The sequence below is a fragment of the Catenibacterium sp. AM22-6LB genome (genome assembly GCF_003435615.1).
GTDB lineage: Bacteria > Bacillota_I > Bacilli_A > Erysipelotrichales > Coprobacillaceae > Catenibacterium > Catenibacterium mitsuoka_A.
Genome location: NZ_QTUM01000037.1, coordinates 1 through 22630, shown reverse-complemented (window position 1 = coordinate 22630; position 22630 = coordinate 1). Strand labels below are relative to the sequence as shown.

Annotated in this window: 19 protein-coding genes and 1 pseudogene; 7 read left to right on the top strand and 13 right to left on the bottom strand. The window is 32.7% G+C overall.

Features of this window, described 5'->3' with window-relative positions; translation table 11 throughout:
* Nucleotides 1–79 precede the first annotated feature (79 nt).
* The 5 genes and pseudogenes from DW269_RS08605 to xerA all read right to left on the bottom strand — a co-directional run bounded on the left by DW269_RS08605 (nt 80) and on the right by xerA (nt 7210).
* Nucleotides 80–463: a hypothetical protein gene (locus DW269_RS08605; protein WP_117459387.1), complete on the bottom strand. Its 384-nt coding sequence runs from the start codon at nt 461–463 to the stop codon at nt 80–82.
* 686 nt (nt 464–1149) lie between these two features.
* A pseudogene (locus DW269_RS08600) lies at nt 1150–4184 on the bottom strand (type I restriction endonuclease subunit R).
* An 18-nt stretch (nt 4185–4202) separates the two neighbouring features.
* Nucleotides 4203–4694 (bottom strand): helix-turn-helix domain-containing protein, encoded by a 492-nt coding sequence (locus DW269_RS08595; RefSeq protein WP_158546345.1) that lies wholly within the window; start codon nt 4692–4694, stop codon nt 4203–4205.
* A gap of 305 nt (nt 4695–4999) precedes the next feature.
* The gene (locus DW269_RS12985) at nt 5000–6205 is read right to left on the bottom strand and encodes a restriction endonuclease subunit S (RefSeq protein ID WP_117459385.1); all 1206 of its coding nucleotides are present in this window, start codon (nt 6203–6205) and stop codon (nt 5000–5002) included.
* An 18-nt stretch (nt 6206–6223) separates the two neighbouring features.
* Nucleotides 6224–7210, bottom strand: coding sequence for a site-specific tyrosine recombinase/integron integrase (xerA, locus tag DW269_RS08585; protein ID WP_117459384.1), 987 nt, complete (start codon nt 7208–7210; stop codon nt 6224–6226).
* Between the two features lie 168 nt (nt 7211–7378).
* Between xerA and DW269_RS08580 the strand changes: the two genes are divergently transcribed.
* Complete coding sequence (locus tag DW269_RS08580; protein ID WP_117459389.1) at nt 7379–7966, top strand: restriction endonuclease subunit S; 588 nt, start codon at nt 7379–7381, stop codon at nt 7964–7966.
* Here DW269_RS08580 and DW269_RS08575 read toward each other — a convergent pair.
* The 4 genes from DW269_RS08575 to DW269_RS08560 all read right to left on the bottom strand — a co-directional run bounded on the left by DW269_RS08575 (nt 7963) and on the right by DW269_RS08560 (nt 13094).
* Entirely contained in the window at nt 7963–8466 is a 504-nt protein-coding gene (locus DW269_RS08575) for a restriction endonuclease subunit S (protein ID WP_117459383.1), read from the bottom strand. The genes DW269_RS08580 and DW269_RS08575 overlap by 4 nt on opposite strands.
* On the bottom strand, nt 8456–9961 hold the full coding sequence (locus DW269_RS08570) for a class I SAM-dependent DNA methyltransferase (protein ID WP_117459382.1): 1506 nt from the start codon (nt 9959–9961) through the stop codon (nt 8456–8458). The genes DW269_RS08575 and DW269_RS08570 overlap by 11 nt, the downstream gene beginning before the upstream one ends.
* 300 nt (nt 9962–10261) lie before the next feature.
* Nucleotides 10262–12040: an AIPR family protein gene (locus DW269_RS08565; RefSeq protein WP_233502469.1), complete on the bottom strand. Its 1779-nt coding sequence runs from the start codon at nt 12038–12040 to the stop codon at nt 10262–10264.
* Between the two features lie 148 nt (nt 12041–12188).
* Nucleotides 12189–13094 carry a glycosyl hydrolase-related protein gene (locus DW269_RS08560; RefSeq protein ID WP_233502468.1) on the bottom strand — a complete coding sequence of 302 codons (906 nt, stop codon included), beginning with the start codon at nt 13092–13094 and terminating at the stop codon, nt 12189–12191.
* Here DW269_RS08560 and DW269_RS08555 point away from each other — a divergent pair.
* Nucleotides 13069–13275 carry a tryptophan synthase subunit alpha gene (locus tag DW269_RS08555; protein ID WP_117459388.1) on the top strand — a complete coding sequence of 69 codons (207 nt, stop codon included), beginning with the start codon at nt 13069–13071 and terminating at the stop codon, nt 13273–13275. The two genes, DW269_RS08560 and DW269_RS08555, sit on opposite strands and share 26 nt — an antisense overlap.
* 50 nt (nt 13276–13325) lie before the next feature.
* On the opposite strand, the gene DW269_RS08550 is transcribed toward DW269_RS08555, so the two are convergent.
* Nucleotides 13326–14024, bottom strand: a complete 699-nt coding sequence (locus DW269_RS08550; RefSeq protein ID WP_117459380.1) for a hypothetical protein — start codon at nt 14022–14024, stop codon at nt 13326–13328.
* A 469-nt stretch (nt 14025–14493) separates the two neighbouring features.
* On the opposite strand from DW269_RS08550, the gene DW269_RS08545 reads away from it, so the two are divergent.
* From DW269_RS08545 to DW269_RS08530, 4 genes are all read left to right on the top strand, one after another.
* Nucleotides 14494–15924, top strand: coding sequence for an ATP-binding protein (locus DW269_RS08545; protein ID WP_117459379.1), 1431 nt, complete (start codon nt 14494–14496; stop codon nt 15922–15924).
* A gap of 139 nt (nt 15925–16063) precedes the next feature.
* Nucleotides 16064–16543, top strand: a complete 480-nt coding sequence (locus DW269_RS08540; RefSeq protein ID WP_117459378.1) for a GNAT family N-acetyltransferase — start codon at nt 16064–16066, stop codon at nt 16541–16543.
* 13 nt (nt 16544–16556) lie between these two features.
* A complete protein-coding gene (locus tag DW269_RS08535) occupies nt 16557–17012 on the top strand; it encodes a hypothetical protein (protein WP_117459377.1) in 456 nt (151 codons plus the stop codon).
* Between the two features lie 241 nt (nt 17013–17253).
* Nucleotides 17254–17862 carry an NUDIX hydrolase gene (locus tag DW269_RS08530; protein ID WP_117459376.1) on the top strand — a complete coding sequence of 203 codons (609 nt, stop codon included), beginning with the start codon at nt 17254–17256 and terminating at the stop codon, nt 17860–17862.
* A gap of 117 nt (nt 17863–17979) precedes the next feature.
* On the opposite strand, the gene DW269_RS08525 is transcribed toward DW269_RS08530, so the two are convergent.
* The 3 genes from DW269_RS08525 to DW269_RS13145 form a co-directional block, all read right to left on the bottom strand.
* Complete coding sequence (locus DW269_RS08525; RefSeq protein WP_117459375.1) at nt 17980–19044, bottom strand: Fic family protein; 1065 nt, start codon at nt 19042–19044, stop codon at nt 17980–17982.
* A gap of 279 nt (nt 19045–19323) precedes the next feature.
* Nucleotides 19324–21579: a glycogen synthase gene (locus DW269_RS12980; RefSeq protein ID WP_233502467.1), complete on the bottom strand. Its 2256-nt coding sequence runs from the start codon at nt 21577–21579 to the stop codon at nt 19324–19326.
* A gap of 199 nt (nt 21580–21778) precedes the next feature.
* Nucleotides 21779–21907, bottom strand: coding sequence for a hypothetical protein (locus DW269_RS13145; protein ID WP_255413852.1), 129 nt, complete (start codon nt 21905–21907; stop codon nt 21779–21781).
* A 379-nt stretch (nt 21908–22286) separates the two neighbouring features.
* Here DW269_RS13145 and DW269_RS08510 point away from each other — a divergent pair, with 379 nt between their 5' ends.
* Nucleotides 22287–22499: a type II toxin-antitoxin system YafQ family toxin gene (locus tag DW269_RS08510; RefSeq protein ID WP_117459374.1), complete on the top strand. Its 213-nt coding sequence runs from the start codon at nt 22287–22289 to the stop codon at nt 22497–22499.
* The last annotated feature ends 131 nt before the right edge of the window (nt 22500–22630 follow it).

The window sequence follows — 22630 nt, the reverse complement described above, 5'->3', positions numbered from 1 at the left end:
GCTTGCCCGGTGGTGTGAGAGGACGAAAATAATTTTAATTATTTTCTCCTACTCGATTTGGAATCAGATATTAGCAAGCTTATACTACTGTGACTGCTTCATTCAAATCAAACAGCATCAAGTCTTGTTCTGCAACTAATACTCCATTTACTCGATATGAACTCTGATTCAAGTCCCAATCACACAATCTAACAATTGTATTGATGAGATCTTTAGAATTCCATCTGACCGATAAAACACCATTTGATTTTTCTTTGTAGAATTGTGTTGCTTTATCATCTTCTTCTCCACAAACCTGAACTGCAATTTGCTTTTCTGATTCGTTGATTAGAAGTCTTACGAAAGCTGGGTATTTCATTTTAATAATCACTGATTTATTAAATGTAACTCCATTATTCGTTACTGATATATATGGTACACCTTCAGTGAAATCAAACGCTTTAAAACTTGATAGATCAATCACTTTGCTCGCCTCCTTTCTGATTCGATACTATTATACCACTAATCTAAGTGTGTATGCAACAAATATATTTGCGCCGTATTTGCGCCGTATTCTTTTCACTTATTCACTAATTTGTATTTCTTTCAATTTATTCTACTGCAATTTCGCCTTATTTTATACTTTATAAATTTCAAGCAAATCTATCATTTGTTTCTCATGCGTTTTTGTTTATATTTTTGTTGCTATAATCGTATTCATTCATATGATCACTCGTATTATATCCATATAGGTTAATAATAAAATATCATAAGATAATAATCGCTCCGCAGATGAACAAATATTATCTATTACCTAAATTAGAATTTTAGCATTCTCAAGTAGTTGAAGTAGTTCAAATCACCATTTTGCGTGTAACTTCTACTATAGGTAAATTATGTATAACAAAAGTTTACGTAAAAACCGATTTTGAACTACTTTGACTACTTCATTGCCTTATTTTCACTTAATTCGTTACTTAATAACTTACATTCAATCAGTTCTCGAATTAAGAACACTTAAAGTAACATAAGTATTAAATTAAACAGTACACGAAAAGGACGATCAAGTCATATTCTGACTTATCGTCCTTCATTCCAAAACTTTTTCATACAAATACTCACTCAGTAATGGAATCAGTTTATCTTCTGGAGATTTGCTAATAATTATAGCTATACTTCCATAACATTATCAGTCCAAAGTTCACACTGACTAATAACTGTCTGAACTGCATCTTCCATTCCTTCTGGCGGATACTTGTGCTTTTTTAATAGTTTCTTGATTAACATACGCATTCTTGCTCTTGCTGACTCTCTCTTTTGCCAATCAATTGTTTTATTTTTACGTAATGTTTCAGTCAATTCTTTTGTAAGAGCAATCAATTCTTCATTTTCATAGAAATCTTTTATTGCTTGTGGTTTTGTTAATGCATCATAGAAGGCTAATTCATCAGAAGTAAGTCCTAATTTCTCACCCTCTTTTTGAGCTATTGTAATCTGCTTAGCAAGATTCAACATTTCTTCAATAACTTCTTCATTAGTAAGCATACCATTTAAATATGCATTAAGTGATTTTTGCATGATCTCGCTAAACTTTTCAGATTTTACAATATTAGTTTTTCGATATATGCTTACCTGATCAGCAATTAATTTCTTTAATAGTTCTACTGCAAGATTCTTTTCTTTCATATTAGCTACTTCTTGTAAGAAAGTAGGATCAAAAATAGATTTACATCAGAGAACAGATTAATTACTCCATCACTTTTAATACTATGCTTAAGTAATTCATTTATTCTTGCATTCATTTCTAGTAATGATATTTTCTTTCCTTCACCCGAATTAGTAAGTCTCAATACCAATACACGAACTGATTCAAAGAAAGCTGCTTCTATACGATCATGTTCCTCTACTAAAGATGAACATAAAGATAATGCCTGATGAAGTAATAGAGCTTCCTGAACAAATGAATTCTTGTCTTCTATACGTTCTCTATCCATAATGAAGTTAACTGCACCACTTATAGTCTTTGCTCTTTCCAGATCTGTTCCTGTATGGAATTTAGAATAATCAAAACCATGGAGTTTATCCTGGCAGATTGATAGTTTTTCATAGAATTTTGGTAATGCAACTTTAGATACATCTGTATCACCATAATTCTTTTTATCTCTAGATGTATAGTCTTTCATCGCTCTCTTTAAAGCTGATGCAATACCTACATAATCTACTATTAATCCACCTTCTTTATCCTCAAAGACACGGTTTACTCGTGCAATTGCCTGCATCAAATTATGTCCAGACATTGGTTTGTATACATACATAGTAGCTAGAGAAGGAACATCGAATCCTGTAAGCCACATATCAACGACAATAGCAATTTTTAAAGGACTGTCATTATCTTTAAACTTCTTTGCGAGTTTCTCTTTATGTCTTTTATTTCCTATAATCTCGCGCCATTCCTCTGGGTCCTTGTTGCTTGAAGTCATGACTACTGCTACTTTTTCGGTCCACTGTGGGCGTAACTCTAAAATTCTCTTATAAATTTTCATAGCAATAGGACGTGAATAAGCAACAATCATTGCTTTTCCTGTCAGTAAATTTTCTCTATTATTTTCATAATGATCTAAGATATCAGTTACAAGAGAATCAAGAGTATTATCATTACCAAGAATAGCTTCCATTCTACCAAGTTCTTTTTTACTTCTTTCAATAACTTCTCTATCAGCATTTTCAGCCATAAGATCATATTCATCATCTATAATCTTTAATGTTTCTTTATCAAGATTGAGTTTAATAACACGACTTTCATAATAAACTGGACGTGTTGCACCATCTTCTACCGCTTGTGTCATATCATAGATATCTATGTAATCACCAAATACTTCACGTGTACTACGGTCTTTAGAAGAGATTGGTGTTCCAGTAAATCCAATATATGTTGCATTAGGCAGTGTATTTCTAATAGCACGTGCAGCACCAATTTTAATTCTACCAGTTTTTGAATCCACTTTTTCTGTAAGACCATATTGACTACGATGTGCTTCATCAGCCATTACTACAATATTCTTTCTTTCTGAAATTGCTTCATGTGATTCCTCGAACTTCTGCATTGTAGTAAAAATAATACCATTTGCTTTTCTACCAGATAGTAATTTTTTTAAATTTTCTCTACTTTCTGCATGCAGTGGTTCTTGTCTTAAGAAATCTTTACACTTAGCAAATTGACCATACAACTGATCATCAAGATCATTTCTATCTGTAATAACAACTATTGTTGGACTATCCAACGCAGACTGTAATAAGTGTGCATAAAACACCATAGATAATGATTTACCACTACCTTGTGTATGCCAGAACACACCACCCTTTCCATCTGTAACAGTTGCATGCTTAGTAGACTCTATAGCTTTTTTCACAGCAAAATACTGATGATATCCTGCTAAAATTTTAAATGACTTTATTCCTTCATTAGAAAAACAAATAAAGTTTTTAATAATGTCAAGAAATCTATCTTTTACAAATATTCCCTCAAAGAAAGTATCAAATTGAGCATACTGTGTATTTTCATAACTACCATCTTTTGTTTTCCATTCCATAAAACGGTCTTCACCTGAAGTTATAGTACCAGCTTTAGTAGTCAATTGATCACTCATAACACATATTGCATTATACACAAACATTGAAGGAATCTCCTTCATGTAATTACGAAGTTGTCTATATGCTTCTGAAGCATCAGTTTCTTCTCTAGAGGGAGATTTTAACTCTACTAATACAATTGGCAAACCATTTAAAAATAGTATGATATCTGGTCTTTTCTCACTATTTTCAATAAAAGTCCATTGGTTAGCAATAATAAAGGAGTTATTATCAGGATTATTATAGTCAACTAAATAAACAATGGATGAAGCCTCTTCACCATCTATTAAATATCGAACAGGAATACCATTTTGCAAGTAATCCATAAATACTGAATTCTTTTGTACTAATTCACCATTCTCAATATTCTTTAATTTGAATAATGCATCCTGAATAGCATCTTCAGGTAAATCTCTATTCAAGCGATACAATGAATCAATTAAGACATCATCATATAACGGACTATAAAAATCCCTTTCTATATCAGGTCCATATACATACTCATAACCTAAATCATTTCTAAATAACTCTATAATTGAATTTTCATAATCAGCTTCCTTATATAGCCCTAACATAATACCCCTCCTCACTCGTTATTCATGTTCTCTTTCGAAATGAATACGCCATAGTTTTTCTATTTCATTATAACCTGCACTTCTATCTTTAGGTGGATTTGTATCACCCACTCTTGTATATATTGTATTGTCCTTGATTCGACCAAATCTTTCTATCAAATAATAAGGAATATGTTTTGTAGCTTTACATTTTATAACCATGAGTTTTTCATATTTATCATAAATGTTTTTTATTTCAATCTCAGGTTTAAAGTCTCCTGCAATTTTTTTACTCTTTATAAAGTCATATATATTGTTTGATTTACAAGTTTCACCAATTCCAATTACTTCAAAATCATCCGTAACGCCAATTATTAAATAGGCATCTCTATTCTCAAGATTATTTGACAAACATATTATATCATAAAGTAAATCTTCATCTCTTTTATGAAATTCTTTCTTAAAATCATAATAATAGTCTTCGTTGCGACTTCTTATCAAAGAAATAATTTCCTCATTTACAGGATCCACAACAAATTCTTTTGCCTTAATATCATCAATAATTTGCTTAACATCTTTTTTTCTTCTTCATCAACTTTTCCATTAACAACAGTGTTTTTTACGTTATTTAAATCATAGATTGTCACACTAGCTCCACTATTGTTGAATTTTAATTATCGATTTAATCCGTCATTTTCTCTTTGAATACAATCAGATATTTCATATCCAATCTTCTTTAATTGGTCTTTTATATATTCTATGTCTACAGTTATTTTAGTCATAATAATCTTATCCTTTCGTTTTTATAATTTGAAGATAAACAATAATTTAGCGGCTTAAAGGTCGATGTCGGAGACATCAAGCTCGCCGGACATAAGTTTTGGGAGTAAGCCATCTCGTATAGATGACAAAGCTTTGTTTTGTTCCTCTAAAACTCTTTGTTGAGCAAAAAGAGGAATGCAAAAATCATTGAATCTGGAGATGGTTTCAACATCAGGAATAAATGCAGGGACAATTTTCATTGTGCTTCCAGACACTTCCTTAAAAGTAGAGCCCGAAGCCATTCCTTCAATAACCTGAAGGTTTGCTTTCAAAAAATAATATATGAATGGGGTGCCGATTTCAGGCTTTGGCACAACTGATTTGAACCCTTGATTTGTTGTGACCTCACCAGCGGCAATTGCTATATAGCCGATTGGCGCACGAGAAGAAAACAAAACCGTTCCTTCGGGCATAATGCTGGCGCTGCTATTCTTCAAGCCAGTCTCTGTAATGTCATTTTCGCCACGAACAACAAACTTGGACTTGTTTACAGAAAGGTCTTTCGGGGTAATCCACGCAATTCCTTTTTCTGTATAATACTCAGGCTTTGATTTTGATGGGGTGCTTCCACCAACAACTGTTCCAATGTCGTTTATAGTACCAGTTTTCCATTCAGGATTAGCGTTTGTTATGAAAAGTTCTTGATACAAAGCCTGAGCTTGCTGCTCTAAATTATTGTTTATTTTATTATTTTGGTTAATCTTTTCTTCAATAGAATCTAATACCAAAACTATTTTATTTTGTATATTCAAAGATGGTAATGCTATTTCCATCGCCTCTATATCTTTTGTAGATATATTAGCCTGACTTGCACTTCCTTTTGCAATAGATGCCAAAGCATAAAAATTATCGAATGCACGGAAGTAATAGTAAATATATTTGGCATTAATTCCTTCCTTTGGAACCAGTTTGCATACTCGTTGATTAAGTAATGCCAATTGATCATCTTCATATACAGAAACTCTACCTACCCAACTCAGTGGATTGTTTTTATTAACAGGATCCCCCGTGAGCGCAAACAAAACATCTCCCTTATCTGCTATGTATTTTTCAATAATGCGTTCATCATCAACATTTACTGATGCACTATCATTAAAGAATCTAACCTTACCATCCTTTAATTCTTTAATCTTGATAATTTTATACTTTCCATCCTGTACAAAATCTTTTGACTTAAATGCATACCCATTTTGAAAGCTAGCTACTTCTCCAATTTGCATATAATCACCTTTCCCTATCTAACTAATATATTTCTTATGAGCCAACTTAACATTGCTCTGCTTGACCATTGCATACTGCAAAGTCGTATCTATTCGTTTATGCCCTAAGAGCTGTTGTAACTGCTCTATAGGCATTCCCTTATCAATTGCCATCGTTGCAAGTGTCCTGCGGAACTTATGAGGATGGACTTTTTGAATGTCCAACTGCTTACCCATTTCACGCAGGCGAGATTCGATGCCACCAATTTTTATTCTCTCATGTGGAGAACGTAAAGTAACAAACAAAGCCGGATTATCATCCGTTCTGCTGTCAATGTAGTTTTGCAGATGAATCTTTGTTCGAGCATCAAAGTATACGATGCGTTCCTTATCACCCTTACCGAATACTACACATTCACGCTCATTAAAGTTGATGTCCACTTTGTTCAACAGAACCATTTCACCAATACGCATTCCAGTAGAAGCAAGCATATCAATTATCGCTAAATCCCGAAGTTCTGTGCAACTATCACGCATTTTCTCCAAATCCTCATCTGTATAAGTTTCCTTGATATTAGTTGCCGTTTTCACCTTATGGATACGGCGAACAGGACTTTTCAGAATGTATTCTTCATCCTCCAGCCATGAGAAAAAACTGGATAAAATCCTGCGAATATTGTCAATCGTCACACGGCCAGACTGATTCCTGCTCTGATAATCTATCAAATAGGAACGCAGGTCTTCCGTCTGAATATGACGAATACCTTTGTCTGTAGAAGCTACCATCGTTTCAATGGTTGTGCGATAATATTTTAGCGTTTTTTCTGAACAGCCTTCAATCCGCTTTGCTGAAACAAAAGCATCTATTAGCTTGGGATTGTCGTCTGTACCCTTTTTTTCTATCTGTACTGTGATTTCACAGCCAAACAGTGCATTTTCAAGTGTCTTTTGCAACTGCTGCATTTGGGCATTGTCGAGGTGTGGTAGCATTTGCTGCATCACCTCTGAAATAATTTGTTGTTTCATAGGTCATTCTCCTTCAAATTTATTTTCCAGGGAACGACTCAACGGCAGTTCCGTTGGCTTTATCTCCCGCCGTTGGTGGGAGTATTTAGGTTAAACAATAATTTAGAGCAGCAAGCACGTTCTTTATTCAAATCTTGGTTTGTTGATTTTGACCCTTTTGGTAATACTATGTCTGCCGACTGGAAAAATGGCAAATTGAAAGACATACTGAAATTAAAGCGTCAATCAATTAAAGCGGGAGAAAACACAACATTGCCTTATCTTCCTATTGATGTTATTCCAATGAGAACATTTGCATTAACTGATTTCAAACCAAATGCCGAAGCTCAAAGCAGTTTAATCACATTTGACAAAAATGACATCATTATAGGCGCAATGAGAGTATATTTCCATCGTGTTGTCCTTGCCCCTTGTGATGGCATTACAAGAACAACCTGTTTCACCCTTGCACCATATAATAATGAATATCTTAGTTTTGCACTTTTATGTTGCGATCAAGAAAGTAGCATTGATTATGCTCAAAGTACATCAAAAGGTTCAACTATGCCGTATGCCATTTGGGAAGGAGGCTTGGGAGATATGGAAATAATCATTCCAACACCTGAAGTTGCAAAAAAATTCAATGAAATTATACTTCCAATGCTTCGTCAAATTCAAAATTCATATTTTGAAAATAACCGATTACGAGAAATACGTGATGCACTGCTTCCTCGCCTGATGTCCGGTGAACTTGATGTTTCCAACATTGAGATTTAAGCCGCTAAATTATTGTTTATTGCATTATTCATTTCTATTTTCTCATCAATAGATTTAAGAATACTTGCTATCTTTATCTGAATATTTATATCAAAACCATGAACTTCATAGTTCATAATAGATTTTTTGTCACCTCTAGGCATTTTAGTTCCCTTAGAAGTAGCCATTGAATAATCAAAGAAAGAATCATTTGAAAGAACATAATAAAGAAATTCACTATCAAATCCTTTTTTAGCACTAAATACTAATACATCATTCGAACATCCACCATTGAATTTAGCTTTCCATATTTTTTTGAAATAGGGACGAATATTTGACACAAGAACATCACCACATTCAAATCTCTGTGTAGTATTACATTTTGGAAGTGACGTTGCTTTAGTAATTCCTGCTTTGTTTGGTAGCATATTTTCTGTAGAAATATAATTTTCTAATGTTAAAGATGAGACTTCAACCTTTTCTTTACGAAAAGAACAGATATCTTCTAATCTATATTTCATATCCAATAGCCTCTAAATTCTTTCTGATTTCTTCCTCAAGTTCATGGTTCCTCTTAAACAAATCTGATAATTCAGTTGTCAAACGAGCCATCTTCTCTTCAAACGGTTCATCATCTTCTTCTACTTCTTCAATACCAACATATCTTCCTGGAGTAAGGATAAAATCTTGTTTTTCAATTTCTTTTGTATCTACTACAGCACAAAATCCCTTAACATCTTCAAGAGCACCATCTTGGAACTGAGAAAAAGTATCTGCTAATTTTTGAATATCATCATCTGAGAAATCTCTATGTTTACGGTCTACCATATGCCCCATTTTACGAGCATCAATAAATAGAGTTTTATTTTTTTGTTTTTTATTTTTTGATATAAACCATAGAGTTACGGGAATTGTAACACTATAGAATAACTGTGTTGGTAATGCCACAATACCTTCAATAAGATCAGCATTTATGATATTCTTTCTAATTTCACCTTCACCACTACTTTGAGTAGATAATGCCCCATTGGCAAGCACAAGACCAATTTTTCCATTTGGTGCTAAGTGATGTATCATATGCTGAATCCAAGCATAGTTGGCATTTCCTGCAGGTGGTGTACCATATTTCCAACGAACATCATCTTTAAGATTTTCCTGTCCCCAGTTAGAAAGGTTAAATGGAGGATTAGCCATAATAAAATCAGCTTTTAATGTTTTATGTAAATCATTAAAGAAAGTATCTGCTTGATATGGGCCAAAATCAGCATCAATTCCACGAATAGCCATATTCATTTTAGCCATTTTCCAAGTATCAGCATTTGATTCCTGACCATAAACTGCTATTTCTCCACGTTTACCACTATGTGCCTGTATAAACTTTGCACTCTGAACAAACATACCTCCAGAACCACAACATGGATCATATACTCTACAGTTCTTAAAAGGTTTTAATATAGCAACTATTGTTTTTACAATACTTGATGGAGTGTAGAATTCTCCACCCTTTACACCTTCATAAGCTGCAAACTGCTGAATACAATATTCATACGTTCTACCAAGAAGATCCTTACTATCTTCTGTGTCTCCCATATCCATATTAGTAAATAAATCTACTACTTCACCTAAAACTCGCTTATCTAAATCAGGACTTGCATAAATTTTAGGAAGAACATTTTTAAGACTCGTATTCTCTTTTTCAATTGCTCTCATGGCATCATCAATTACTTTTCCAATTTCTGGTTCATGTGCCGCAGCAGAAATTGTACTCCAACGTGCTTCTTCAGGTACAAAGAAAATATTTTCTTCTACATAAGCATCTCTATCATCTTCAAATCCGTCACCTTCTTCTACAAGCTGTAAGTATCTTTTTTCAAACGCACTAGAGATATAGCGCAAAAAGATGAGTCCTACAATTACCTTTCTATAATCAGCCGCTGGAATGTGTCCCCAAAGAACACAAGCTGCATCCCATATTTGTTTTTCAAAACCTATATTAGCATTATTACTTGATGCCATTACCTTATCCTCCTAATTTCTATTTATTGCTCGAATATTTAATTTAAAATGCATTCACCTAATATTTTAAGTTATAATTATTAATATTTCAATATTGCTGAAGTCACAGCAACATTTATTAACTTAAGAAAACTGCTTTTCTAAAATATATCACTCCCTAACAGATATATTATATATTACTTTTTAAATACTTGTCTTTACCTAAGTTCCTACAATTCCTTTTATCAGGCATCAAAATATAAAATCGCAAAAAGAACGGTAAACACCGTTCTCATCTTGGCAAGGAAACCCTGCTATAAACTATCTCTTTAAAATTTCACAAGCACTTATGAATTCATTTTTCATAGTTCTCTTATTAATAACATTTAAAAAATCCTTTACTATACTATCTCTGTACTTCTTATCAGTTTTAAATAAATTACTAATACTTGTTACTTCATTACGTCCTACACAATCCTCATACGTATCGCATAATGAGCTTAATATGATTTCTATTAATGATTCAAGTCTTTCTTCATAATCATCATCCTTATAATTAGATATAAACTTAGAGTATATTAATTCAGGATTTTTTAACACTGAAGTATCATTATTTAAATCATCACGTGAATAATCTCCATTCGCGATAAAGTAAGATAGTCCTAATAAAGAAAAAATCACATACTTCGCATTACTTAAAACATTCTTGTCATCTTCTGCAATCTTAGTTCCGCTCTTAAAATCTGCTTCTATATTTGAATAATCCTCTGATAACTTAATCAAATCAAGAATAAACTCTTTTTTATTTGGATCCTTCTCATAATTTACCCTATAAAGTTTATTATAAAGAGGTTTATTTTCAAATATGCTTCTCTTACCATTTCTAGCTGTACCAGGTTGCTGATATCCAAACGAAAGTAATAGCTGTCCAAGCTCATCATTTTTTATATTTCTTCCATTGCGTTTTTTCTTTTCACCACGTTTAATTTCCAAATATACGCCTTCTTTTCCAAGCCATCTCTGCAACATCTTCATTTCCGGAGAATTTGATTTTAAGTCTCTTGGATTTATTGGTTTTTGAGAGTTTGTAGCCTCAGCTATCTTAGAATAGAGCTTTTGATCATTATTCTTAATACTAATAATTTTACATGGAAGATAAAACTTATCATTATTACTTCCTTTATAATTACCAATTCTATTAGTAGTCTGTCCACCATTAACAATTGAAAAATCATAAAGTTTAACTTTATTACCATCCAAAACATACTCACTACATGCAATTGTTAGACCGTTATTATAGAACCAGAAATTATCTCTTTCTTTGTCTAGAGTTTCCTTGATGCCTTCATCTACAGTTTTATTCTTAATATATTTTCTAATATTTAAATCAAACAAACCTTCATCCTTAAACTTGTCATACATACGAACAAGAGATTCTGAAGACATGTTAACCATAATTCCTGATACATTATCAGTTTCATACTGCAATACATTATGTGGGTAATCAATTTCTATCTTGTACTCATTTACGGTTTTAGCTCTTTCAATTAATTCTTTAATCTGTGAATTGATTTCACTTACGCCATAAACGGATACCATATCTTTAGAATATAGATTATGTTCTGCATGAAGTTTGTTAGTGACATCATTTTGATTTATATCTGATGTAGTAAAGATACAATACTCAACATTTCCTGCACTTTCATCAGGTAATCTATCTAATGCATTTTGCAGATTGGTTTTAAGTTTCTTATTGTATGTACCTGTATTAGCCTTCTTGAAATTTTCTACAGTACTACTCATTTTATTTAATTCAGATATGATATCATTTAATTTCATATTTTCTGTATATTTGCATTGTCCTAACACAACCTTAGACTCTTCATCATCATAATATACAAAATCAATACCACCATCATTTGGACCATTTGTAATCGAACTTTCGATATCATATAACTTTGGCTTTATACTCTTAATCTTATAACAGAAAAATTGCATCGCTAAATACTCAAAGGCATTTTCATCTGTCACCTTTTTATTGCTTTTTTCTAATTCTTCCTCAATACTTCTTAATTCATTCAAAAGTACTTCACTTGCCATAAAGTACACCTCCATAATCATAACTGCTCTTATTCAGTAAACTATTATTAATTATATCTCAAGTTATGATTTCCATAAAGATCTACTACGAAATTTGTAACATAAAAGAATCCCCAAGTATGACATATTCATCCCTGGGGTTCTATCTTTATTCTGTTTCTACATAAATTGTTGTGAACTTACAATGTGTAAGAGGCTTAACTTGAATAGTATTATCTACTACTTCAATACTATCTGCATATTCTTCTTTTAAATCTACATAATATGCTTTCTTAATATTTTGAGTAAATACTAATGTATCACTTTCTTCTTCATGGAACTGTCCATTATAAAGTCTGATAATATATCCGTCTTTATCTTCAGCTTTCTTAATTGCACTTACTACAAGTTTATTTTCTGTAGAGAATAATGAATAACTATCTTCTTTTGTACCTTCTACTTCTGGTTCTGAGAAGATTAGTCTACCATTTAAGAATTCTGAATATTCTCTTGCAACAACTGGAGTATTGTATGCTTTTGCTATATTTGCGATATGTGCACTATTGAAATCACCTGCAAAAGTTGTGAAACCAAATGAGAAATCAAGTGGTTTCTGTAATTCAGCATCACGTGTTTCAATAATACGTTCTCCGCTCGCACGTCCTGGACGATAGATGAGATTTTCTTTACCCATAAATGAGTAAGTTCTAAATAGTGTTAAACGGATTGCATGATCATCAATAACTTCATATTCACGTACTCCCTGAGGAATTAATGCTATTCCTCTTTCACTATTACTTAAGCTTACAAAGCTCTGTGTAGGTTCAATAGAGATAGGTGGTTCCTGCCATGTAGTATCACTCTGCTGGAAGTTGAGTGGTAAGTCATTATTCACTTCTTCTTTTACTGTTTTTGATCTTTCTAGTGCTGCATTATAAAGAGCCATTTCTTTTTCATGAACATTTGCTCTTTCAATAGCACCAAACTGCTCATCCGCAATATTTACTTTTGAAACAAGATCAGCATCAAATCCAACAAATATTAGTGCTATGGTTGATTTAGTACGTGAAGTCACAGATGTACCTGTAGCGGCAGGATTTGGAGTCTCTACACCAGAGCAGGCAAAAAAGATGGCATCTCAATCAAATGGTGCCATCGTTGGTAGTGCAATTATTAAGATTATTGAAAAATATGGAAAAGATGCGCCACAATATGTAGAAGCATATATAAAAGAGATGGTAGATGCACTTAAGTAAACTTGGTCCTAGGATCAAGTTTTTTTCATAAAAAAGAGCGCTCACGCGCTCTAATCTGGAATTCTATTATATCTCTTTCCATTTACTTCAAGTTCATTATTGTTTATTCTATTAAGGTGAATAGTCTGATCAATCTCTTTTGATTTATAATCATAAGTACTTGTATAATCATAAGTATAACAATAGAATCTTACTTCGTTATTTGTTCGACTTCCTGCATATATACATTTATACTCTGATTTTCTTTTCTCCTCACCCCTATTTGTTTCAAAGAATGCTACATCATCACCACGTATATCAAAATAATTTCCTTCTAGATCTCCTTCTATCTTCCATATTCCATCATATACATGATAATGATCATAAGTTACTTTTGCATAGATACCACCACCAAGTAGAATAACACAAACGACTATGAGTGAAACAAATACTTTTTTATTCTTCTTAAATGCATGGCAAAATGCCATAAATGTACTTTTGATAGATTCTTCATTTTCAGGCTCTTCTATTTTTGGTTCATGTAATATCTTACCCTGAGTAGTAAGTATCACTCCTATACCATTTATTACTTTTCCAAATACCCATACAAGAATCATTAAAAATACGAAAATAACTGCGTAATAGATTTTTCTACGTAGTAAATAATTATTTCCTAGATAAAAATACAAAAGAAATGCATTCACTAATATACCTATTAGCGTAAAAATCTTTGATAATGCTTTGAGTTCCCTTCCTAATCTATAGTGCATAATTAATCTCCCTTCATATTAGATTGTCTCTCATTATATCATACAATTATTTAAAAACAGTTCTATTTTCATCAGATGCTCAATACTCACATCTATATTCATAATATACATAACTAGGAAGTCCTTGCATTGTATAGACACGAAAAAACGTTAACAAGAACGTTATGGTGACTTTTATATACAAAAAACTTTCTCAATTAAAAGAGTTTAAGTATTGTGAGTGAGTGAGAGAGTTAGTTTATTTAGTTAATTAAACTAAGTGAGTTTGCTATATTTGTAGAATAATTAGTTTATTTTATCAATTAAACTAATTATGTTTGCTTATTTTGTTAAATAATTAGTTTATTTTGCTAAATTTTGTTTATTTATTGTATTAAACTAATAAATCAGTTATACTCTATTTAAACAAAGATAGTTTTATATAGTAGTCAAATTTTCATGTAATTAAATATTATAGAAAGGAGAAATTATGCTTAGCATCGAATTAAATGATTTAATCAAACAAATAATTAAGACAAAAGCCGAATCACAAACTATAGAAGTTAAAGCAGCACACAAAGGAACACCTAAACGTTTATATGATACATTATCAAGTTTTTCAAACCAGGACAGTGGTGGAATAATTGTATTTGGTCTAGATGAATCATTGGGTTTTGAACCCGTAGGTGTTTATGATTTGCAGGATTTACAAAAAAAAGTAACTGAACAATGCAACCAAATGGAACCTGTAGTTCGTGCTATATTTACAACCACAGAATATAAAGGGGTTAATATCTGTAGTGCAGAGATACCATCAATAGATATCACTAATCGTCCATGTTACTATCGTGGTGCAGGAAAAACAAAAGGATCTTATGTTCGTGTAGGTGATGCAGATTTACCTATGACAGACTATGAAATATATAGTTTTGAATCTTATAAGGCCCATGTTCATGATGATGAAAGACCAATCAATCGAGCTAATATATCTTTATTAGATGAAGCAGGTATCAATAACTATATTCTTCAAATGAAATTAAATAGACCTTATTTTTCAAAATTATCAGAAGAACAGATTTACGAATTATTATCTATTACACGAAACGGCGTACCTACTCTAGCTTCTGTATTGAATTTTGGAATATATCCACAAGGATTGCTTCCACAATTAGCTATTACCGCAACTGTTATTCCTGGTACTGAAATTGGTGAAACTACAAATGATGGTGTTCGTTTTCTAGACAACAAAAGAATTGAAGGAACATTGTCTGAAATGTTAGATGAAGCAATAGCCTTTTGTAATAGAAATATGCGTACTCAAACAATCATTGATCCAACAACAGGAAAAAGAACCGATAAAACCGAATATCCTATTAACGCCATCAGAGAAGCTATACTTAATGCATTAATTCATCGTGATTATAGTATTCATACTGAAGGAACTACTATCCAGATTTCTTTCTTCACTAACCGTCTAGAGATTCATAGTCCAGGCAGCCTTTATGGAAGAATGACTGTTAATGATTTAGGAAAAGCAAGACCTGATTTAAGAAATCCTGCACTTGCAACAATGTCTGAATTCTTACTTAAGACAGAAAATAGATATTCAGGTATTCCTACTATTCGTAGAGAAATGAAAGAACACGGTTTACCAGAACCTTTATTTGAAAACAAAAGAAACGAGTTTGTAGTCACTTTATTCAACAAAACAGAAAGCCCAATAGATGATATTCACGATAATACTGATTTAATCACTTTTTGTAAAACTCCAAGAACAAGACAGGAAATAAGTGATTATCTAGACCTTAAAACAGTCTATTTCGTAACAAAAAAATATATACAACCTCTTGTTAATCAAGGAAAACTAAAACTCTTGTATCCCGACAAACCAAAAAGTAAAAATCAAAAATATTATTCTTAGTGGAAATACTCCTTTTACATTTCAGCAAAAGGAGTTTTTAATATTCTAAAAACATAAGATATTTTTTATTATCTTAAGAAAACTTAAGTACCTTACCATCTACCCTATTAGTATAATAAGATAAACGGAGGGAAGGACCATGAACAATACTCTTACATTCAGATTTGCGAAACGTAGTGATACAGCACTCATTCTTCAATTCATCAAAAAGTTAGCTGCTTATGAGAAGATGCTAGATGAAGTGGTAGCAAATGAAGCCACACTTGAAACATGGATATTTGATAAGCAGAAAGCAGAAGTGATTTTTGCGGTAGTAGATAATAAAGAAATAGGATTCGCATTATTCTTCCACAACTTCTCTACATTCTTAGGACGTTCTGGTATTTATTTAGAAGATTTATATGTAAAGCCAGAATATCGTGGAAACGGTTATGGTAAGGCAATTCTTAAGAAGCTTGCTTCTATTGCAGTAGAACGTGGCTGTGGACGTTTAGAATGGTGGTGTCTAGACTGGAATAAGCCTAGTATTGATTTCTATTTATCTCTAGGTGCCAAGCCTATGTCAGATTGGACAGTATATAGAATTGCAGGAGATACTCTAAAAGAACTCGCAGACTAGAGGAGATGTTCCCATGAAGAAGAAAACAATTATATCTATCATATTTGCATGTATGATTATTGTAAGTGGAATCATGTATTGTAATTATTCTAAAGACTATAATCATGTAATCAAAGAGAACTGGAATATATCTATTCCTTCAGATTCTGATTATTCTGAAGTATATAGTAAGGATGCTGGATCAAGTTTTAATGGAGATGGTGTCCGTTATCATGTTTTTACATATGAAAATGAAGAACCTATCGAAAAGATGTTTTCCTGGAAAAAAGATCAAGGAGAAACCATCTACGATGGTAACTATATAGATGCTACCAATAAATGGCTGGATGAGATCAATGTACTTGCAATAAGTCGTCCTCAACACACCGATTGTGTCTATTGGTATAAGTCACATGAAGACCATAGTGAAATAATCATATTATGGAACAAGAAAGAAAAAAGACTCTATGTTGTAGAATCCTTCATGTAAAAGAACCTGTTCAAATGAGCAGGTCCTTTTAAAGTTCGTATTTATTTGCAATCCTTTCAAGTACTTCATCAGCATCTATAATGTTACCTTCGTTAGACTGTTGTCTTGAAAGAACCATTAAGTGTATAATGTTTCATGACAAAAGAGAGATCCTCCACAGCACTATTTTTATATACAATCTGCTTAATGGATCCTATTTAGTGCTATACTATTAACAGGCAATAGTAAGGAGGCATAAGTTATGGATAAAGTATTAGAATGGGCAAAAGAATTACAGAGCCTTGCACAAGCAGGACTTTTCTATGGACACGATGTATATGATAAAGAGCGTTATCAGCGTATAAGAGAGATTGCAGCAGAAATGATGTTAACAAGAACAGATATACCAGCCGAAAAGATTCATGGATTATTCTGTAATGATGTAGGTTATCAAACGCCAAAAGTAGACACTCGTGCAGCTATATTCAAGGATGGAAAGATTCTTCTTGTAAAAGAAAAAGGGCAATGGTCTGTTCCTGGAGGATGGTGTGAATTTAATCTTTCTCCTGCTGATAATGTAGTGAAAGAAACTAAAGAAGAAGCAGGGTTGGATGTCTGTGTTAAAAAGGTTATATCTGTACAAGATAGGGATAAGCATAACCTTCCACCTTATGCTTATGGTGTTGTAAAGATCTTCTACTTATGTGAAGTACTAGGTGGAGAGTTTATTGAAAATATAGAAACAACTGAAAGTAGATATTTTTCTAAAGAAGAACTTCCAGAATTAGCTGAACATAAATGTAACAAAGAACAAATACTGATGTGTTTTGACGCTTATCAATCTGATCATTGGACAGTAACTTTTGATTAGAAATTATATCTTTCAAATTAACACCACTAAAAAATGCAACGTTAGATTTCTAACATTGCATTTTTCAAATATCTACATTTAGAACTTTAAGCGTTATTACTAATAAACAAAAATCACTTATTCTACCGCATCTTTACGTACATAGTGTGATGCACGCCCTTTACCTTTACGTATAATAGCGCCTTCTTCTACAAGTTTCTTTAACGCAGACTCTACCGAAGAACTACCTAGACTTGGACAGTTTTCCATTGCATCTTTCTTAGTAAAGGTTCCAATTGTATTATTCACGTAAGTTTTTACCACATCATAAGATGTACTTCGTTTTCCACTCTTTTCACTTATAGTTAATCTATCTTCAAATTCACGATAGCATTTCAAAATAATTCCAAGCATATATTTGATAAATGGTTTGGGATCATTTGTACCTTCATGCCATCTGAAATCTGCTTGTGCTAAAGCTTGATAATAGGCTTCTTTTGTTTCAGAAATCTCCTTTTCTATACTAATATATTTACCAACCACATAATCATTTCTATACAACAATAACAATGTAAGCAATCGGCTCATTCTGCCATTTCCATCATTAAAAGGATGTACACAGAGGAAATCTAAAATTACACAAGGTATTAGAATCAGAGGATCAACAATTTCCTGTTCTAAAGCTCGTTGATAACTGTCGCATATTTGTTCAATGGCACCTGGTGTCTCATACGGTTCTAAAGGCTTAAACAATATCCTTTTCTCTCCATTTGGTAAAACAGCATCTATCTCATTTGGAATAGTCTTATATTTTCCACCATAAGTCAATTCAGTATACTGAAGTAAATCACGATGTAACTGTAATATATAATTTGATCTAAACGGGATATATTCATAGTTTTCATGAATCAGATTCAGAACGTTTCGATATCCTAAGATTTCTTTTTCATTACGATTTCTAGGTGTTGTTTTATCTTCGACTAATTGTTGGAGACGAGATCTCGTAGTTATAATACCTTCAATACGGTTTGAACTTTCCGTACTTTGTACTTTTGCAACCTCAACTAAACGTTCTAACTCTACAGGCTTCTGTCGAAGATATAATTCTTGTTTTCCTTTGTATTCATGAATTTTCGCAACATAAGATAATATCTCATTATCCCATGTACGCAAACTCAAATAACTGTAATCAAAACTTCTCATACTCTTCTCCTTCCTTTTTTCTCCCAAAATGTATCTCTTTTCTCCCAATTATATACATATTTTGGGAGAAAAGAATAAAATTGGGAGAAAAACAACTAATATATATCACTTAATTGGTGAGAATAATAAATTGTTAGTTGTTTTTCACTATACTCCAACAATACTATCTTACAAAACACATCTCTTTTCTCCCAAATCAACATTTATTTTGTGAGATAAATAAATAAGTTAGGAGAAAAAATGCAACGTTAGATTTCTAACATTGCATTTTTGTTTACATTAATATTTAGGTGTTAATCCTACATACATATCTTTGTAGTGTTTTGCACTCTGTTCCCAAGAGACATCTTTGTTCATATTACGAACTACCATTTCATCCCAATATGGTCTACTTTCGAAGTAAAGTGTCTTAGCACGATTGATTGCATCATATAAAAGACCACTTTCATATCTATCGAATGTAAATCCATTACCAGTGTTATCAAATAAGTTATAAGGCTGTACTGTATCTTTTAATCCACCAGTTTCTCTTACGATTGGTACTGAACCATATCTCATACTAATTAACTGAGTTAATCCACATGGTTCAAATCTAGATGGTACTAATAATGCATCACATCCAGCATAGATGTTATGTGCTACATTTTCATTGTAGGCAATATAAGCACAGAAGTTACCCTTATACGCATTTTCATAATAACGGAATGCATCTTCATATTCTGCATCACCTGTACCTAATACAACAACCTGTGTATGTTCATCCATAATATGTGGAATTACATTATTTACAAGATCTAGACCCTTCTGGTTTGTCAAACGTGAAATCAAACCAATGACAATCTTATGATCATCTACTTCTAATCCTAATGATTCCTGTAAAGCTTTCTTATTTGCTTTCTTGTTTTCAATAACATTCTGACTATTATATGGCGCAGCTAATAGTTTATCAGTTGCTGGATTCCAGATATCTGTATCAATACCATTTACGATACCTACAAGCTTGTTATGATGATATCTTAAGTGTTCTTCAAGACCTTCACCATATTCTTCAGTCTGGATTTCACCAGCATATGTATTACTTACTGTAGTTACAACATTACTATAAGTAATACCACCCTTTAACATGTTCGCATCCAACCAATTTTGTGTGAGGCAGTCTTTATTAAATACATAATCAGGAAGTCCTGACCAGTATTGAATAGTCTTTCTATCATAGATTCCCTGGAATCTTAAGTTATGAATAGTAAGTACACAACTTGCACGTCCTACATTGCTGTCTTTAAAGCATGTTCTTAAGTATAGAGGAACTAAAGCAGCCTGCCAGTCATGACAATGTACAACATCAGGTGTCCAATCTAAATAGTTAAGTGCTGCAAGAGCCGCTTTACCAAAATAACAGAATTTAGGAATATCATCGATTAGATTAGTATATGGATTACCCCAAGAGAAGAATTCATCGTTATCAATAAAATCATAAACAACGCCATCTTCCTGATATTCCATAATACCTACATAATACTGTTTACCATCTGCACATAAGTCCATAGAGAATGACCCTTTATATTCCATCTTTTCCTGGAATTTCTGTGGAATACATTTATATCTAGGAATAATAACCTTAACATCACAATTCAACTTAGCAAGACTCTTAGGAAGAGCAGACATAACATCTCCTAATCCACCTGTCTTTACAAATGGATAACATTCAGAACCAATGAATGCCACACTTCTACGTGGTCCTAAATCAACTGGTGCTGGAGCAGGTGCTTCTTCAACAGGAGTTTCCTGAACAACTACTTCAGGTTCTACTTCAACCTTCTTTTCAACTTCAGGAGCTACTGTTTCTTCTACTTTAGGTTCTTCCTTCACAGGAGCTTCTTTCTTAGCAGCTGCAGCCTTCTTAGTTGTCTTCTTTGCAGTTGCTTTCTTAGTTGTCTTTTTAGGTGCTTCTTCTTTTACAGTTTCTGTCTTAGCTGCAGCTTTTTTAGCTGTAGTCTTCTTAGTTGTTGCTTTCTTTGTTGCAGTCTTTTTAGCTGTTTCCTTTTTAGGTTCAGCTTCCTTTACTGTTTCCACCTTAGCAGCTACTTCCTTTACTGGAGCTTCTTCTTTAACTGCTTCTGTTTTTGTAGTTGCAGTTTTCTTAGCAGTTGTCTTTTTAGGAGCAGCTTCCTTTACTACTTCTACCTTAGTAGCTGTTTCCTTTACAGGCTCTACCTTTTTAGTTTCAGCCTTTACAGCTGTAGTCTTCTTAGTTGTTTCTTTTGCAGGAGCAGTTTTTTTAACTGTTGTTTTCTTTGTAGTTGTAGTCTTCTTAGCTGTCGCTTTTTTAGGTTCAGCTTCTGTTACTGCTTCTACTTTAGTAACTGTTTCCTTTACAGGAGTCTCTTTTTTAGTTGCAGTCTTAGTGGCTGTAGCTTTCTTAACTGTTTCCTTTACAGGAGCAGCTTCTTTTGTTGTATCCTTAGCAGCTGTCACTGTTTCTTCCTTAACAGCAGCTGCTTTTGTAGTTCTTTTCTTTGTAGTTTTCTTTCTCATATCTTCTTCTCCGATCTCTTAGATTAAATCAAAACATAAAAGCCTAACTTTCTCATTTTCTCTTGCAACATCCCCTACTATTACAATTAAACTTTAAGTTCACTTAAAGTTAGTAATATATTCAAAATATTTCTTTATTTATTGTACCATAATCTGTAAAAGTTGTTTATACAAAAGAGACTTATTCCAAAAAATGGATTTATGCATATTCCTCCAAATACTTATTATATGTATTCTTATCAATACAAACATATACCTTATCCCAGAAAGCATCATAATCATTATTAATAGCTAATCTCTCACAGCATTTCTCTGCATTCTCTTTCATAACCACGAAGTACTTCTGCTTCTTCTATAAGTCCTATCTCATCAAATACTTTCACAGCATCAGCATATGATTTTAAATCTAATCCATCCATAACTAATCCTGTAATAGAATCAATAACAGCAATAATATTCTTGATCCACGAAGGATACTTTTCTAATTCACTTCTTATCTCAAGATATTCATTTCTTCAGTCACCTCTCTTGTAATATATTTTACCATTATTCTCTCAAACAATAGAAAAGCGAATCACTCGCAAGGATCATTTCAAAACATTCCATGTATTTAAACGGGGATTTGCGTATATTTAGCACTTATATGAACGGGGATTTGCGTATTTTCTATGTTTATTTGTAATAAGATTCAGGGCATATAGTATACAATGAAAAAAAGTACTACAATGAAACGCCATCTTGATATCGAACTTCTTAACGATATCATTCGCAAACTTGCGAATGATGAACAACTTCCAGAGAAAAATAAAAATCACGCTTTAGTTGGAAACTGGACTTGGCATCGTAAGTGCAATATTCTGCCAGATTGGCTATTGGTTTATCGTATTGAGAATGATTTGCTCATCTTGGCATTATCCTGAACAGGAACACATAATGATTTATTCCGTAAATAAAAGCACTTGGTACAATACAACCAGGTGCTTTTCCTATAAACAAGAAAGTAGACTAACCTATCACTAGGCTAGTCCCTTATCAAACCGTACGTGCACTA